At 51.1% G+C, this 15321-nt stretch carries 15 protein-coding genes and 1 other annotated feature (1 of these 16 running past the window's edge); of the genes, 2 read left to right on the forward strand and 13 right to left on the reverse strand.

Annotated features, from left to right (window positions below):
• Window positions 1-60: 60 nt before the first annotated feature.
• From deoC to KNV97_RS15560, 6 genes are all read right to left on the reverse strand, one after another.
• Window positions 61-840 (reverse strand): deoxyribose-phosphate aldolase, encoded by a 780-nt coding sequence (gene deoC, locus KNV97_RS15535; protein WP_218562283.1) that lies wholly within the window; start codon window positions 838-840, stop codon window positions 61-63.
• Between the two features lie 500 nt (window positions 841-1340).
• Complete coding sequence (locus tag KNV97_RS15540; protein ID WP_136483390.1) at window positions 1341-2606, reverse strand: NupC/NupG family nucleoside CNT transporter; 1266 nt, start codon at window positions 2604-2606, stop codon at window positions 1341-1343.
• Between the two features lie 186 nt (window positions 2607-2792).
• Window positions 2793-3614, reverse strand: coding sequence for a TatD family hydrolase (locus tag KNV97_RS15545; RefSeq protein ID WP_218562284.1), 822 nt, complete (start codon window positions 3612-3614; stop codon window positions 2793-2795).
• Complete coding sequence (locus KNV97_RS15550) at window positions 3589-3726, reverse strand: DUF5363 family protein (RefSeq protein WP_168796949.1); 138 nt, start codon at window positions 3724-3726, stop codon at window positions 3589-3591. Before KNV97_RS15550 ends, KNV97_RS15545 begins: the two co-directional genes overlap by 26 nt.
• Before the next feature lie 23 nt (window positions 3727-3749).
• Window positions 3750-4526, reverse strand: coding sequence for a peroxide stress protein YaaA (gene yaaA, locus KNV97_RS15555; protein WP_218562285.1), 777 nt, complete (start codon window positions 4524-4526; stop codon window positions 3750-3752).
• A 125-nt stretch (window positions 4527-4651) separates the two neighbouring features.
• A complete protein-coding gene (locus tag KNV97_RS15560) occupies window positions 4652-6076 on the reverse strand; it encodes an alanine/glycine:cation symporter family protein (RefSeq protein ID WP_136483387.1) in 1425 nt (474 codons plus the stop codon).
• 695 nt (window positions 6077-6771) lie between these two features.
• On the opposite strand from KNV97_RS15560, the gene KNV97_RS15565 reads away from it, so the two are divergent.
• Window positions 6772-6951: a DUF3545 family protein gene (locus KNV97_RS15565; protein ID WP_136483386.1), complete on the forward strand. Its 180-nt coding sequence runs from the start codon at window positions 6772-6774 to the stop codon at window positions 6949-6951.
• Window positions 6952-7043: 92 nt separating this feature from the next.
• Here KNV97_RS15565 and KNV97_RS15570 read toward each other — a convergent pair whose 3' ends face one another.
• The 4 genes from KNV97_RS15570 to nfo all read right to left on the reverse strand — a co-directional run bounded on the left by KNV97_RS15570 (window position 7044) and on the right by nfo (window position 9681).
• A complete protein-coding gene (locus tag KNV97_RS15570; RefSeq protein ID WP_136483385.1) occupies window positions 7044-7595 on the reverse strand; it encodes a hemerythrin domain-containing protein in 552 nt (183 codons plus the stop codon).
• Between the two features lie 113 nt (window positions 7596-7708).
• On the reverse strand, window positions 7709-8386 hold the full coding sequence (gene ung, locus KNV97_RS15575) for a uracil-DNA glycosylase (RefSeq protein WP_218562286.1): 678 nt from the start codon (window positions 8384-8386) through the stop codon (window positions 7709-7711).
• A 100-nt stretch (window positions 8387-8486) separates the two neighbouring features.
• Entirely contained in the window at window positions 8487-8636 is a 150-nt protein-coding gene (locus KNV97_RS15580; protein WP_168796948.1) for a hypothetical protein, read from the reverse strand.
• Window positions 8637-8805: 169 nt separating this feature from the next.
• Window positions 8806-9681 carry a deoxyribonuclease IV gene (gene nfo, locus KNV97_RS15585; RefSeq protein ID WP_218562287.1) on the reverse strand — a complete coding sequence of 292 codons (876 nt, stop codon included), beginning with the start codon at window positions 9679-9681 and terminating at the stop codon, window positions 8806-8808.
• Between the two features lie 327 nt (window positions 9682-10008).
• Here nfo and grcA point away from each other — a divergent pair, with 327 nt between their 5' ends.
• The gene (gene grcA, locus KNV97_RS15590) at window positions 10009-10386 is read left to right on the forward strand and encodes an autonomous glycyl radical cofactor GrcA (RefSeq protein WP_136483382.1); all 378 of its coding nucleotides are present in this window, start codon (window positions 10009-10011) and stop codon (window positions 10384-10386) included.
• 136 nt (window positions 10387-10522) lie between these two features.
• Here grcA and thrC read toward each other — a convergent pair whose 3' ends face one another.
• Genes thrC through thrA form a run of 3 tightly spaced genes read right to left on the reverse strand, consistent with a single transcriptional unit; the run spans window position 10523 to window position 15237 of the window.
• On the reverse strand, window positions 10523-11806 hold the full coding sequence (thrC, locus tag KNV97_RS15595; RefSeq protein WP_218562288.1) for a threonine synthase: 1284 nt from the start codon (window positions 11804-11806) through the stop codon (window positions 10523-10525).
• A complete protein-coding gene (gene thrB / locus KNV97_RS15600; protein WP_136483594.1) occupies window positions 11803-12759 on the reverse strand; it encodes a homoserine kinase in 957 nt (318 codons plus the stop codon). The genes thrC and thrB overlap by 4 nt, the downstream gene beginning before the upstream one ends.
• Window positions 12760-12777: 18 nt before the next feature.
• Window positions 12778-15237, reverse strand: coding sequence for a bifunctional aspartate kinase/homoserine dehydrogenase I (gene thrA, locus KNV97_RS15605; RefSeq protein WP_218562289.1), 2460 nt, complete (start codon window positions 15235-15237; stop codon window positions 12778-12780).
• 31 nt (window positions 15238-15268) lie between these two features.
• Window positions 15269-15321 (reverse strand) — a sequence feature (Thr leader region) (it continues 66 nt past the right edge of the window).

Raw genomic sequence — 15321 nt, forward strand, 5'->3', positions numbered from 1 at the left:
GGCGAGTAAAAGGTGATGCGTGACGCACCACCTGTTTACTCAGAGATGAAGCTGAGTCGATCAGTACGCCGCCGGATCAGCTTTGTCATTGCTCACTTCCAGCGTGTTAAGCAGATTGGTCAGCAGGCTTGAGGCGCCAAAGCGGTAGTGACGGCTGTCGACCCAGTTATCACCCAGGATCTCATCGGCCATCGCCAGGTAGAGCGCAGCATCTTCTGCCGTGCGCACGCCACCGGCCGGCTTAAAGCCAACACTTTGTGCCACGCCCATGTCACGGATCACTTCCAGCATCATGCGCGCATATTCCGGGGTCGCGTTTTGCGCCACTTTACCGGTCGAGGTTTTAATGAAGTCCGCGCCCGCTTCAATACAGATTTGCGAAGCCTGTTTAATCAGCGCTTCCTGTTTCAGCTCACCGGTCTCGATGATCACTTTCAGCAGCACCTTATCACCACACGCCGCTTTACACTGTTTAACCAGTTCAAAACCAACCTGATCATTACCGGCCATCAGTGCGCGGTACGGGAACACCACATCCACTTCATCTGCGCCATAAGCGACAGCCGCTTTGGTTTCCGCTACAGCAATCTCGATATCGTCATTGCCGTGCGGGAAGTTAGTCACCGTCGCAATACGCACGTCAGGTGTACCTTGTTCACGCAGGGTCTTCTTAGCAATAGGAATAAAGCGAGGGTAGATACAGATGGCGGCGGTATTACCGACCGGGCTTTTCGCATCGTGACAAAGCTGGATCACTTTGGCATCCGTATCGTCATCATTCAGCGTGGTTAAATCCATCAGTTTCAGTGCACGTAGTGCTGCTGCTTTTAAATCGCTCATTTCTATCTCCGATCAATAGTGTCAATTAGCTCACCACCCGAATGGTCATCTGACATCATTCCGGGCAGCAATAAAATGAACGGACTTGGTTCCCTGAAGACTCGGCAGCCGGACATCAGCCAGCCTGCCAATTGCTATCCTTGTCACCGCACAGTACCCGTTTACGCTCGGTTTCGGGCTCAGCAGGTGTATATAGGTACTGTTGAGACGGGCATGACAACTCCTGTCACCATGCTTACCGACCTACACAGTATAGATATTCACAGCAAAACTGTAGCGCCCTGCCCGGAGCAAACGGTTTGTATCTCAAAATAACAGACTGAGGAAATCAGCCTCTGTCGGGCCGGCGCGCTATAAAGCCAATCACGCAGGTCGGGTGGGTCCGTTCTGTCCACCCGACTTTTCTCCCGCCCTGAGAGAAAAAAATAAAAAAACCCCGCAGCAATCTCTTGCTACGGGGTGATGTTTAAACGGCGTCTATATATAGATTCTCGACTGACTTAGAAAGACAGGAAGAAGCCAGCAATGGTTGCTGCCATCAGGTTAGATAGCGTACCAGCAGCCACAGCTTTCATACCGAAACGAGCGATGTCGTGACGACGGTTAGGTGCAATACCACCCAGGCCGCCCAGCAGAATCGCAATCGATGACAGGTTCGCAAAACCACACAGAGCGAACGAGATGATTGCTGCGGTCTTCTCAGACATCACGGCGCCAGTTGTTGCCAGTACCTGCGCATTTTCGCCCACGTAAGGCACGAAGTTCAGGTAAGCAACGAATTCGTTCACCACGATCTTCTGACCAATGAAAGAGCCCGCCAGAGTCGCTTCAGACCAAGGCACACCGATAACGAATGCCAGTGGAGAGAAAACCCAGCCCAACAGCAGTTCCAGAGTCAGTTGTGGCATACCGAACCAGCCACCAACGCCACCCAGAATACCGTTGATCAGCGCGATCAGACCGATAAACGCCAACAGCATCGCACCGATATTCAGAGCCAGTTGCAGACCCATTGATGCACCACCAGCAGCGGCATCAATGACGTTAGCGGGTTTGTCGTCGCCGCCGTCGATGTCTACGTTACCCAGTTCTTCTTCCGGAGCGTCAGTTTCAGGTTTGATGATTTTTGCAAACAGCAGACCACCCGGTGCCGCCATGAAAGAGGCCGCAACCAGATACTCCAGTGGCACACCCATCGCTGCGTAACCGGCCATGACACCGCCCGCTACCGAAGCCAGACCACCACACATCACTGCGAACAGCTCAGACTGTGTCATTTTTGGTACAAACGGACGGACTACCAGTGGAGCTTCAGTTTGACCAACGAAAATGTTGGCTGCAGCAGACATAGATTCCGCACGAGAAGTGCCCAGCGCTTTTTGCAGGCCACCCCCCAGAATCTTAATAACCCACTGCATGATACCCAGGTAGTACAGAACTGAGATCAGGGCTGAGAAGAAAATGACGGTAGGAAGTACCTGGAAAGCAAAGATAAAACCGATACCGTCAACAGAGAAGTTAACCAGGCTGCCAAACAGGAAGCCGATACCGTCTTTACCATAATCGATTACGCTCTGAACACCAGCAGTGAAGCTTGCCAGCAGATCACGACCCCAAGGGACGTAAAGAACGAAACCACCCAGTGCGAATTGGATAGCGAATGCGCCACCCACGGTTCTAAAGTTAATAGCTTTACGGTCTTCAGACAGCAGCAGGGCGATGCCGAGCAGTACTGCCATACCGATGAGGCTCATAAACAGGCTCATAGTTTATGATTTCCTTATAAGTTTATTGTTGGCGTGTAACAAAATGGAGCTCAAAAGCGTGGCAATTATACTCACCCCTAGATCGATAAAGTAATGCACCCTTCACACTTTCTAATAAGATTCACTGTTCATTCATTTCAATATGTGACTTTAATCACCATTTTGTCACTAAATGTGACAATCGTACTACATTTCCGTTGGGATTCGTTCACAAATAGAAAAGAGCAAATTGCTGTTTTTCCAAACTGTACTAGCAACCGTTTGCTTATCCTCTTTTCGCAGCAGAACCAGTTCGTTCAATACCAGAGGCAAACGGCAGGGATGGTTGTTGTGGCCCTGGTATCCGCACAATGGCATATCAGGGGCATCGGTTTCGAGCACTAAATGCTCAAGTGGCAGAGCAGAAATTGTACGCCGGGTTTTATTGGCGCGCGGATAGGTAATCCCGCCGCCAACGCCGATTTTAAAGCCCAGATCGATAAACTGACGCGCTTGCTGCTCACTGCCAGAGAACGCGTGTAATACGCCACCGCCCTGAAAGCGTGTCTGCTTGAGCAGTTGCAATAAACGGTTATGGGTTTTGCGGCTGTGCAGCACGACAGGCAAGCCTGCCGCTTGTGCTAACGCCAGTTGGCCGAGTAACAGCGTTTCCTGCACCTTGGCGTCAATATCCACCATAGCGTCCAGCCCCACTTCTCCCACAGCGACACAAGCAGAACTGCGGGCGTCGAGCGCCTGTTCAAGGTCATCTAATGGATTTAAACCAGCCGATGCTAAGAAATAAGGGTGGTAGCCCAGTGCATAATAGATGTGGTCCGGATAATCAGCAGCGAGTGTTGCCACCCGCTGCCAGTTTTGCCGGCCGATAGAAGGGATCAGAATGCGTTGCACACCCTGCTGGCATGCCAAAGCCAATTCGTCGGCAAACTGCGCCGCGAAGGCATCGAAATCAAAATGACAGTGAGTATCAAACAGAGGATACTCAGGCGTCGTCACGGCTGCGCTCATGGACCGGGTCTTTACGATACGGCACACAACAGCGTTTCTGCTCCGGCGTCAGTCCCATGCTGACACACCAGGCATCATAACGCGCCAGCCACTTTTTAAACCATGCCATCATACTCTGTCCTCTTGCGGCGTTAATTAAGCCTGCTCTTCGCGTTTGAATACCAACTCGGTCGGCGTCGATTCATCCGCGGCAAAATAGTAACCTGCCGTATCAAAAGCTTCGAGCTGCTTCACCGATTCAATGCGGTTTTCAATAATATAGCGTGCCATCATGCCGCGCGCTTTTTTGGCGTAGAAGCTGATGACCTTGTATTGACCGTTTTTGCAGTCTTTGAACACCGGCGTAATGATCTGCGCATCCAGTGCTTTCGGCTTCACCGCCTTAAAGTACTCGTTAGACGCGAGATTGATCAGCACATTATCGCCCTGCGCGCTGAGCGCCTCATTCAGCTTGTCGGTAATGATGTTGCCCCAGAACTGATACAGGTTACTGCCGCGCTCATTAGCCAGCTTCGTGCCCATCTCCAGACGGTATGGCTGCATCAAATCAAGCGGCTTGAGCAGACCGTACAGTCCTGAGAGCATACGCAGATGGTTCTGGGCATAGCTCAGGTCATCATCGCTCAGGGTTTGCGCATCCAGACCGGTGTAGACATCACCTTTAAACGCAAAGATAGCCTGACGGGCGTTATCCGTGGTAAACGTCTCGCTCCACTCGGCAAAGCGTGCCACGTTGAGACCGGCAATTTTATCGCTCACTTTCATCAGCTCAGAAATGTCAGCCGGGGTCAGTTGGCGGCAAACCTCAATCAGCTGTTTGGATTGCTCGGTCAGCTCCGGCTGGGTGTAACGTTCACTCGGCAGCGGTGACTCGTAGTCAAGCGTTTTGGCTGGTGATACCACAATCAGCATAATCATATCCTAGTTGTTTTCTTTGCCTATAGCCTACAAAAAAAGCCATGCATTGTCTGCATGGCTTTTCCAATAACAGCTATCGGTACAATCTTACAACCAACAGCCCTATAACGTATCCGTGGTTACTTATTGTTATCCCAGATACCGTCTTCCAGCTGAGATTTCAGCTCAGGGTACTCATTGGCATCAAAGGTCGGCACTTTACCCGCTTTCAGCTGACGGTTGTAGTCTTTGGCCAGCTTAATCACGATACCGGACAGCAGCAGAATCGCCACCAGGTTAACAATCGCCATCATCCCCATCGACACGTCTGCCATCGACCATACGGTTGGCAGGGTCGCCAGTGAACCAAACATCACCATACCCAGGAACACGATACGGAAGATAGCCAGACCTTTCTTGTTGTTGTGTTCAAGGAAGATAAGGTTCGTCTCAGCGTATGAGTAGTTAGCGATGATTGAGGTAAAGGCGAAGAAGAAGATCGCCATGGCGATAAAGATGCTACCCCAGTTGCCCACTTGCGAGCTTAGCGCGCGCTGAGTCAGCTCGATACCGGTCACATCGCCGTGCGGCACGTATTCACCCGACATCAGAATGATAGCCACAGTCGCTGAACAGATAACGATGGTGTCAACGAACACACCCAGCATCTGTACATAACCCTGTGAAGCCGGGTGTGGCGGGTACGGTGTTGCCGTGGCAGCTGCGTTCGGCGCAGAGCCCATACCGGCTTCGTTCGAGAACAGGCCGCGTTTAATACCGTTGATCATCGCCTGGGCAATCGCATAACCCAGACCACCAGCCGCCGCTTGCTCAAAGCCGAACGCACTCTTGATAATCAGAGTCAGCACTGCTGGCAGCTTCTCAATGTTCATCACCATCACAAACAGCGCAATACCAACATATGCCAGCGCCATAAACGGAACGATGATTTCTGCCGTGCGGGCAATCTTACGGATACCACCGAAGATCACAAACGCAGACAGTACAACAATCACAATACCGATGTGCAGCGGCTCAAAACCAAATGCGGTAGTCATCGCGTTCGTGATCGAGTTGGCTTGTACTGCGTTGAATACCAGACCAAACGCGATCATCAGGAAGATAGAGAACAGGACACCCATCCAGCGCATGCCCAGGCCTTTTTCCATGTAGTAAGCCGGCCCACCGCGGTAATTGCCGTCTTTATCACGGGTTTTGTACAGCTGCGCCAGCGTACTTTCTGCAAATGAGGTCGCCATACCGAGCATAGCGGTCATCCACATCCAGAAAATCGCACCCGGACCACCCATGGTCAAAGCCACAGCGACACCCGCCATGTTACCGGTACCGACACGAGCAGCCAGACTGGTACAAAGGGCTTGGAAAGAAGAAATACCAGCTTTGTCCTCTTTGCGGCTGTTCTTCAAAACTGAGAACATGTGGCCGAAATGACGGAACTGAATGAAACCTAAACGCAGTGTGAAGTAAATGCCCACACCCACCAGCAGATAAACCAGAATTGATCCCCAAAGCAGATCGTTCATCAAATTAATTAAGTCTGTCACAAGAACCTCTCGTAGAGTGATTGCGCTAATCTGAGCCGATCGTCAGCACCACAAACGTATCTTCGCAAACAGCGAAATTATCAGAGTTATGGCATACGTTTGTTGTGATTTCCGCGGTCGGGATGACCAGTAGAATAAATCAGCGAATTTTTGACGGGCGGATAATGCAGGCTGCAATAGCAAAAATCAATATGCAACAAGGTGCATTTTATTGTTATTTTTTACTATACAATCACCATTCATTAACACGTTACCAATCAAAAATAACACAAAGTCAGAACAATAGACCAGCAATTACGCAACATATCAGGATAAAAACACAGCATAAAAGCCTGGTTGCATAAAATCAATCTCATCCATTGAGAATAAAGGGATAAGGCGCAGAGCGACGTTATTTTGTCAGTAAAAAGTCATAATTTTAAATCAAGCGCACAAAAAACCATCAACCACAGATTGTCGCACGAACTCTTCAACACCTTTTTAACAACCTTCCCAGACCACTTTATCGTTTGCGTGACTCCAAGTGCTGCTTTTTTGCTCACCTCAATCGATGGAAATCGTGAATTTCAGACAAAAAACACATTTAATATTCATCTAAACGAAACAAATGAGAAATAAATCAAAGTTAGCCTGAGGCTAAACGTGCTATTTAGACAGCACTCATAGCGAGATGACAACAACAATGAGGCTTGATTATGGATGACTTGCACTTTGATGAAATGTTGGATAGGGAAATCACCAAGATTCGCACTACCCGTGCGAAACCAGCCAAACGAATGTGGCGGGAGATCGAAGCCATTCGCGATAAAAAGCGTCTGGAAAAAGAGCTGCTCGACATGGACGTCTGTCTGGAACTTGATGAGCTCAAACTATGATGTAGTTTAACCAGTGAGACGTCAAAGGCACCCTTGGGTGCCTTTGTAGTGTCTGGACTTTAGCCTGGCTATCGCCCAACGGCATTACCGAATCAGGTGCATTCGGATTCGCTTTTACGTACCCGGCGCGCAAGCTGAGTAAAGCGATCAGCAATGGTTTCACCAAACACCGGATCGTCTTCATTCTGGCTCCATTGCTCTTCCACTTTCTGCCAGTCTTCCACGCTAAAGGTGCGGCTGATAAGCGGTAAAATCGACTGCTCTTCCAGTTCCATATGGCGACGCTGCGCGCTAATAAAGCTTTCCATTTTTTCGATAAACACATCCTGCGGCACTACCGCGTCCTGCAGAATCATTTCAACCACATCGACAAAAGCATGGGTTTGCTCAGCCAGACGCACGTGCTCTTTCTCCAGGTCCTCTACCGATTGGTTATCACCGTAATGGTCCATATAATAGCGGTAGAGAATGTCTTCTTTCGGATGATGCACCGTTTCAGAATGTGTCGCCAGGTAATCGACGATCTCTTTGACCAGGCTGTAGTTGATTGGCTGCTCATCCTTAAGCAATTGCAGCTTGTTACGCAAAATCGCCAGTAGCCGTGTCATGTAGCCGTGTTCGCGTCTGATTCTCTCAATCATCATAGTGTGTCTCCCGTACACTTACTTAAAGTAAGTGTATATAAGGAAGCCGGGACACGCTTTGATTCTGGTCGAAAAAAACGCAATTATCGCCCAAAGACGATATCTTACCCAACTCAGTCAGAGTGTGGCTGCCAGTCGATGGGTGCTAAACCTTGCTGCTCAAGTATCTGATTGGTTTTGGAAAAATGTCCGGAACCGAAAAAACCACGGTGGGCGGATAACGGGGACGGGTGCGGCGCGGTCAGCACATGGTGACGCTGACGGTCAATCATGCTGCCTTTTTTCTGCGCGTGAGAGCCCCACAACAGAAATACAATGCCGTCACCATGCTGATTAAGCGCATCAATCACTCGGTCGGTAAAGGTTTCCCAGCCGGTTTTGGCGTGTGAGTGAGCCTTGCCCTGCTCAACGGTTAACACCGTGTTGAGCAGTAATACACCTTGTTCAGCCCAGCTCTTCAGATAGCCGTGTGCCGGGATGGTAAAACCGGGAATGTCCTGTGCTAACTCTTTATAGATGTTCACCAGGGATGGCGGTGTTTTGATACCAGGTTGCACAGAAAAGCATAACCCGTGAGCCTGATTTGGCCCGTGATAAGGATCCTGGCCGAGAATCACCACTTTTACCTGGTCAAACTCAGTGAAACGAAACGCGTTAAAAACATCGTGCGCGGGAGGAAAGATGACTTTGCCGGCCTGTCGCTCGGCTTCAATAAACGCCAGTGTGTGCTGAAAATACTCTTGTTGTTTTTCGTTGCCGATGACATCGTGCCACGTCAGGGACTGAGCCATAAACCTTCCTTACTGTCTGAATGAGCAGGTGATTGTAACCTGATTTTGCTTCAGACGTCAGTGCAGTCGGACATGGCCCAGTGTGACAGCAGAACATCAGCTAATGATGGGGTCTGCTCGGTTGCGGTGAACGATGATGACCCTGACCGGTGACGTGGCGGTTTGGTACCGGCATACGTGGCACGGCGCGTGAAATCGTGGTGAGCGTAGCGCATGAAATGGTAAGTGAGGTACGAGTCACTGCTTGCATAATGGCATCCTTCTTTATCTGTTATTTAAATATCAGCTATAACATCAATGATTCAAACATGCGCCACGCAACGGCGAGTGCGCATGGGTAAAATCATAGTGATGAAACATCATCTACATATAAATGTAATGAAAGAAAAATGCCAAGAAAGAGAAATTAGCCGAATATTTTACTCCTGCTGATGAAAATGGCGTAGCGCCTGAATCTCATCCGCCCAGAGATCCGGGTCGATCGTTTCTAAAATCAATGGGATACCATTAAAACGAGTATCTTTAGCTATGTATTCAAAACAGCTCCATCCGATCTCTCCCGCACCCAGCGAGTGGTGACGGTCGACCCGGCTACCGTAGGCCGACTTTGAATCATTAATATGCATTGCCCTTAAATAGTGCATACCGACAATGCGATCGAATTCAGCAAAGGTCGCTTCGCACGCTTGGGCACTGCGCAGATCATAGCCGGCAGCAAAGGTATGACAGGTATCTAAGCACACACCGACCCGCGATTTATCTTCCACCTGCGCGATGATTTCCGCCAGATGTTCAAACTTCCAGCCGAGGTTAGTGCCTTGCCCTGCGGTGTTCTCAATCACCGCAATCACATCCGGTACGGCCTGATGAGCCAGGTTAATCGATTCGGCGATCGTGGCCAGACATTCACTTTCGCTAACCTGTTTCAGATGACTGCCGGGATGGAAGTTGAGCAGCGTCAGACCCAGTTGCTGGCAGCGTTCCATCTCGTCAATAAACGCCGCACGTGACTTATTGAGTTTTTCTTCTTCCGGCGCGCCCAGGTTAATCAGATACGAGTCATGCGGCAAAATGTGCTCAGCGGAAAAACCCAGCCGGGCACAGTTGGCTTTGAATGCCCGGATAGTGGACGCTTCCAGCGGCTTGGCCACCCACTGACGCTGGTTCTTGGTAAACAGAGCAAAGGCGTTGGCGCCGATCTCTTTCGCTCGCAACGGAGCCTGATCGACCCCGCCGGATGCCGAAACATGCGCGCCGATAAATTTCGTGGTCAGGTTGGTATTGCTGTTTGTCATTCAATCACTACACACTTTCAGTTCTACTTGCTAACTGCCTGATGTCGGGCCAGGCAGAACACGCCAAGAACCAAACATGTAGTAAAATTACTACATATTTGGTTCTCACATAAATTTGAGTACTTACGACCAGAAAAAGCATTGCTATGTTTTAAAACGCTTTGTTGATCATAATCAACATTTTAACCGTTATTAAATTGTGGCTTAATGTTGTTTATTGACCTAAATCAATACAATAAATAGGGATATTGGATATATAATATCAAGCTCAGCCCGCATTGAAAATTAACAACCATTCATGCCCTATCAGTGAACGAGGAGATTGTAATGATCCAAGGTATCCAAATTACTCAAGCCGCTAATGATGACCTACTTAACTCCATTTGGCTAATCGATAATGAAGCCAACGAAGCGCGCTGCGTTGCCGCTGTCGCCGGTTATCAAGCCGATCAGGTGGTGGCTTTAAACGAACTGGGCCAGTTCGAAAGCCGTGAAATTGCAATTGAGCGCACACCACGCATCGAAGGCGGTCAGCACCTGAACGTCAACGTCCTGAAACGCGAAACCCTGCTGGATGCAGTCGAAAACCCGGATAAATACCCACAGCTGACGATTCGTGTTTCCGGCTACGCGGTGCGTTTTAACTCGCTGACTCAAGAGCAGCAGCGCGACGTTATCGCGCGTACTTTTACTGAGACTCTGTAAGTCTCAGACCGACACTTAAGTCACAGGACAAAGTCCAGATGCAAAAAAAGCGGTGCTCTAGGCACCGCTTTTTATTTACTGTGGCACAACGACTCATTTGCTCACCCAGAACAAACCGTCGCTCTGTATCGGCCGATTAAGACTGCACATTAACCAGCAGCGATTTCAGCGCGTCGAAGTCATTATCCAGATCCACCGACAGCAGCTCCATCGCCGCATGCTTGGCCAGAGGAGCCGGCAGTTCGATATCTGACTGCAGAATATCATCCACCACTTCTTTGAATTTCGCCGGATGCGCGGTACACAGGAACAGGCCAGTTTCACCCGGCTGAAGCTGTTCATTCAGGACGCGGTAAGCGATTGCACCGTGAGGCTCACACAGGTAACCCAGCGCGTTCAGCTCTTTCACCGATTCAGCACTTTCGTTATCCAGCACTGCGCCTTTACCCAGAGTTTCCAGACCCCAGTCTTTCAGGCGGCACAACTCTTCGATGCGCGGCCAGTTGTTTGGCTGGCTGACATCCATGGCGTTTGAGGTGGTGGCAACCGTTGGCTTGGGATCCCATTGACCGGTTTCCAGGTAACGAGGCACCGTATCGTTGGCATTCGTTGCCGCGATAAAGCGCTTGATTGGCAAACCGAGTGCTTTCGCCAGCAGGCCGGCAGTCAGGTTACCAAAGTTACCGCTTGGTACCGAGATCACCAGGTTTTCGCGTTCAGCTTTGCTCAGCTGCGCGGCAGCTTCGAAGTAGTAGCAGATCTGCGCCATCAGACGACTAATGTTGATCGAGTTTGCTGAGTTCAGACCGATCTGCTTACGCAGCTCAGCATCATCAAAGGCTTTTTTCACCAATGCCTGACAGGCATCGAAATCACCGTTGATCGCCACAGTGTGGATATTGTTACCCAGCGTACAGAACAGTTTTTCCTGCAGCGGACTGATCTTGCCTTTCGGATACAGGATCACGACATTGATGTCTTCCATGCCGTAAAACGCGTGCGCTACTGCTGCACCGGTATCACCGGACGTTGCGGTCAGGATGGTGATTTTACCGCCGTCAGAGACGGCAGCCAGTGATTGCGCCATAAAGCGACCACCGAAGTCTTTGAACGCCAGAGTCGGGCCATGGAACAGCTCCAGTGCGTACACGCCGTCTTTGACTGACTTAATCGGAGCCGGGAACTGGAATGCCGCATCGACCATAGCGTTGACCTGCTCTTCTGCCAGTTCATCACCAATCAGTGCCGACAAAATCTTGGTGCTACGCGCGACAAAGTCTTGCGCCAGCAGCGCATCGATGTCATCAAACTTAGGCAGTTCCGACGGGAAAAACAGGCCCTGGTTACGGCCTAACCCTTGGCGCACGGCTTGGCCAAAGGAAACTTGTTCATCATTTTCTTTTATGTTGTAAAGCTTCATAGCTCACTTCCTGTCACTTTCGAACCCTGCTTGTCGAGACGACAAACATGCACGAATCCTTCTTCATTTTGGACGTAATTTTGTTCCAGCCAACGCGCAACACGCTCAGCCACTTCTTTGTCTTTGCAGACACTGAACAGGGTCGGGCCGCTGCCCGAGATACCGGTGGCCAGAGCGCCTGCAGAGGTCGCGTACTGACGCGCCTGCGCAAAGCCAGGCAGCAGTTTCTCACGATACGGCTCTGCGATCACGTCTTTGATCATTTTTGCCGCCAGTTCAGGCTGATCGGTATGGCAAGCGTGAATAAAGCCGGCCAGATAGCGGCCATGGGCAATAATATCCTGACGACGATACTGCGCCGGCAGAATCGCGCGCGCTTCGGCGGTGGAGACCTTGATGCCCGGATACGCCATCACCCAGTACCAGTCATCAAAACACGGGACTTCCTGGCTGATGATACCCAGCTCTTCCAGCATCAGTTGCACGCCGCCCAGATAACACGGCGCCACATTGTCATAGTGGATGCCACCGGAAATCTTGCCTTCCATTTCGCCCATCAGCGCCAGCAGCTCGGTTTCATTCAGCGGCTGACCGTGAAAACGGTTCAGCGCATCGAGCGCGGCCACGATAGAACAGGCACTGGAGCCAAGGCCGGAACCAATCGGCATATTCTTTTCCAGTGTCATGTCGAGCGGTTTGAGTGCGATGTGCTTTTTGTCCAGTTCGCGGGCAAACACAGTCCAGCAGTCGTAAACGATATTCTCTTTCGGATCGGTCGGTAGTTTAGCAACAAAGTTACCAGCCGTGTGCAGAGTAAACGCTTCGCTGCCCGCTTTGACCATCACGCGGTCGCCGAGCAGAGTGCCGTCCACCGGGGACACCGCGGCCCCCAGTACATCAAAACCGACACTGACATTACCAATCGATGCCGGAGCATAAACGACGACACTCATATCACTTGAACTCATTGATTAAACCCCTAATTTCCAGCCTAAAGTACGCATCACATCGGCAAATACACCGGCCGCAGTCACTTCGGTACCCGCGCCGTAGCCGCGCAGTACCAGAGGAATTGGTTGATAGTAACGGCTGTAGAATGCCAGCGCGTTCTCGCCATCCTTGATCTTAAACATTGGATCGTTTTCATCGGCCACCGCAATACGCACGTGACACTGGCCGTCGCTGATCTCACCCACGTAACGCAGCACTTTGCCTTCTTTAGCCGCTTCATCACACAGCGACTTGAAGTACGCATCCGCCTGCGGCAGACGAGCCATGAAATCTTCCACACTGCCTGACGCATCAAAGCCCGGAGGCAGAGCCTGCTCGACATTCACATCCGAAAGCTCCAGCACCATACCCGCTTCACGTGCCAGGATCAGCAGCTTACGCGCCACATCCATACCGGACAGGTCATCACGCGGATCCGGCTCAGTGAAGCCCTTCTCTTTGGCGACTGTGGTGGCTTCACTGAAAGAAAGCCCTTCATCGAGTTTACCGAAGATAAACGACAGCGAACCGGACAGAATACCGTTGAATTTCTCCAGCTCATCACCGGCGGCAATCAGGTTTTGCAGGTTTTCAATGACCGGCAGACCGGCGCCAACTGTGGTCTCGTACATCAGTTTACGACGTGAGTGGCGCGCCACTTCACGCAACTGATGGTAGTACGCCATGCTGGCCGTATTGGCTTTCTTGTTCGGTGTCACCACGTGGAAACCGGCCGACAGGAAGTCTGCATACTGGCTGGCAATCTCATCGCTTGACGTACAGTCGACCAGCACCGGGTTAATGATGTGGTTGCGTTGCACCAGGGCAATCAGACGCGCCAGTGAGAACTCTTCTGAAGCATCGTTCATGCGGTCACGCCAGTGCTCCAGCGGCAGACCGTCACTGTCCAGCAGCAGGCCTTTGCTGTTCGCCAGACCGCACACGCGGATCACGATACCTTTGTCTGCCAGTTTCGCTTGCTGACGATGGATCTGATCAACCAGTTCGCCGCCGACACCGCCGACACCGACCACGAACACATCGAGGAAGTGTTTCGAGTTGAACAGATTTTCGTGGCACGATTTGATCGCCAGCGACACTTTATCTTCCGGGATCACCGCTGAGATCGCACGCTCAGACGAGCCCTGGGCAATCGCCACGATATTGACGTGCGCTTCGGTCAGTGAAGCGAAGAATTGTGACGCCACGCCGCGTGTGGTGCGCATGCCATCACCAACCAGAGTGATGATCGACAGGTCATCGATAAACTCAACCGGCTCGAGCAGTCCATCTTTCAGTTCCAGCTCGAACGACTCGGCCAGCGCCTGTTGGGCCAGCGCTTTGTGCTGCGCTTCAATACAGAAGCTGATGCTGTACTCAGAAGAAGACTGAGTGATAAGTACAATCGACACACCCGCAGCAGACATAGCGCCGAACACTCGGCTCGCCATACCAACCATGCCCTTCATCCCCGGGCCGGAGACGTTGACCATGGTCAGATCGTTCAGGGTAGTGATGCCTTTGATCGCCAGTTTATCTTCACCGGTATCCTGGCCAATCAGCGTGCCCGGACCTTGCGGGTTGAAGCTGTTTTTGATCAAACAAGGGATATGGAACTGGGCAATCGGCGCGATGGTTTTCGGGTGCAGAACGGACGCACCGAAGTAAGACAGTTCCATCGCTTCCTGGTAACTGAGTGATTTGAGCAGACGCGCATCGTCGACCAGACGCGGATCACAGTTGTAGACACCGTCGACATCGGTCCAGATTTCACAGCAATCGGCGCGCAGACAAGCTGCCAGTACCGCCGCCGAATAGTCAGAACCATTACGGCCCAGGCACACCAGCTCGCCTTTTTTATTGCCGGCAGTAAAGCCAGGCATGATGTTGACGTGATTGGCTGGGAGCGGGTTCTGTTTAAAGCGCTGCGTGGAAGCATCCACATCCACCATGGCTTCCAGATAGTCGCCTTTGGCCAGCAGGTACTGCACCGGGTCAATCAGGTTAGCGGCCAGCCCCTTCGCTTCCATCACCGCTTTCATCAGCTGGATAGAAATGCGCTCACCTTTACTGATGATGCGGGCATTAACATAATCCGGGCAAGTGCCCAGCAGGCTCATGCCGTGCACATACTGACGCAGCTGCGCCATGGCTGTGCTGACCTGCTGCTCGAAGTCTTTACCATCGATATTCGGTAATACCGCTTTAATCGCTGCAAACAGCTCATGAAATGACGTTTCCAGTTCTGCGACCTGGAGTTCAGCTTCGCCGTTGCGCAGTGCATTTTCAATCACGGCCACCAGCTTGTTGGTGGTTTTACCCGGCGCTGAAAGTACCACTGCCACTTCTTCTTGTTGTGCATTGTTGGCAATGATATCGGCCGCTCTTAAAAAACGGTCAGCATCAGCTAACGATGAACCTCCAAACTTTAATACTCGCATCCCTTCCTCCGAATATTGTAAAAAACTGGTATAAAAAAAGGCCTGTACCGGTTGGGGTACAGGCCTTTTTTCGAAAATTTTACG

Origin of the sequence: Vibrio ostreae (assembly GCF_019226825.1) — a bacterium.
Taxonomy (GTDB): Bacteria; Pseudomonadota; Gammaproteobacteria; order Enterobacterales; family Vibrionaceae; genus Vibrio; species Vibrio ostreae.

What these genes read in the sequence shown, in the direction of transcription:
- deoC (WP_218562283.1), bottom strand. Translation starts at nt 840, where the DNA reads ATGAGCGATTTAAAAGCAGCAGCACTACGTGCACTGAAACTGATGGAT.
- KNV97_RS15540 (WP_136483390.1), bottom strand. Translation starts at nt 2,606, where the DNA reads ATGAGCCTGTTTATGAGCCTCATCGGTATGGCAGTACTGCTCGGCATC.
- KNV97_RS15545 (WP_218562284.1), bottom strand. Translation starts at nt 3,614, where the DNA reads ATGAGCGCAGCCGTGACGACGCCTGAGTATCCTCTGTTTGATACTCAC.
- KNV97_RS15550 (WP_168796949.1), bottom strand. Translation starts at nt 3,726, where the DNA reads ATGATGGCATGGTTTAAAAAGTGGCTGGCGCGTTATGATGCCTGGTGT.
- yaaA (WP_218562285.1), bottom strand. Translation starts at nt 4,526, where the DNA reads ATGCTGATTGTGGTATCACCAGCCAAAACGCTTGACTACGAGTCACCG.
- KNV97_RS15565 (WP_136483386.1), top strand. Translation starts at nt 6,772, where the DNA reads ATGGATGACTTGCACTTTGATGAAATGTTGGATAGGGAAATCACCAAG.
- KNV97_RS15570 (WP_136483385.1), bottom strand. Translation starts at nt 7,595, where the DNA reads ATGATGATTGAGAGAATCAGACGCGAACACGGCTACATGACACGGCTA.
- ung (WP_218562286.1), bottom strand. Translation starts at nt 8,386, where the DNA reads ATGGCTCAGTCCCTGACGTGGCACGATGTCATCGGCAACGAAAAACAA.
- KNV97_RS15580 (WP_168796948.1), bottom strand. Translation starts at nt 8,636, where the DNA reads ATGCAAGCAGTGACTCGTACCTCACTTACCATTTCATGCGCTACGCTC.
- nfo (WP_218562287.1), bottom strand. Translation starts at nt 9,681, where the DNA reads ATGACAAACAGCAATACCAACCTGACCACGAAATTTATCGGCGCGCAT.
- grcA (WP_136483382.1), top strand. Translation starts at nt 10,009, where the DNA reads ATGATCCAAGGTATCCAAATTACTCAAGCCGCTAATGATGACCTACTT.
- thrC (WP_218562288.1), bottom strand. Translation starts at nt 11,806, where the DNA reads ATGAAGCTTTACAACATAAAAGAAAATGATGAACAAGTTTCCTTTGGC.
- thrB (WP_136483594.1), bottom strand. Translation starts at nt 12,759, where the DNA reads ATGAGTGTCGTCGTTTATGCTCCGGCATCGATTGGTAATGTCAGTGTC.
- thrA (WP_218562289.1), bottom strand. Translation starts at nt 15,237, where the DNA reads ATGCGAGTATTAAAGTTTGGAGGTTCATCGTTAGCTGATGCTGACCGT.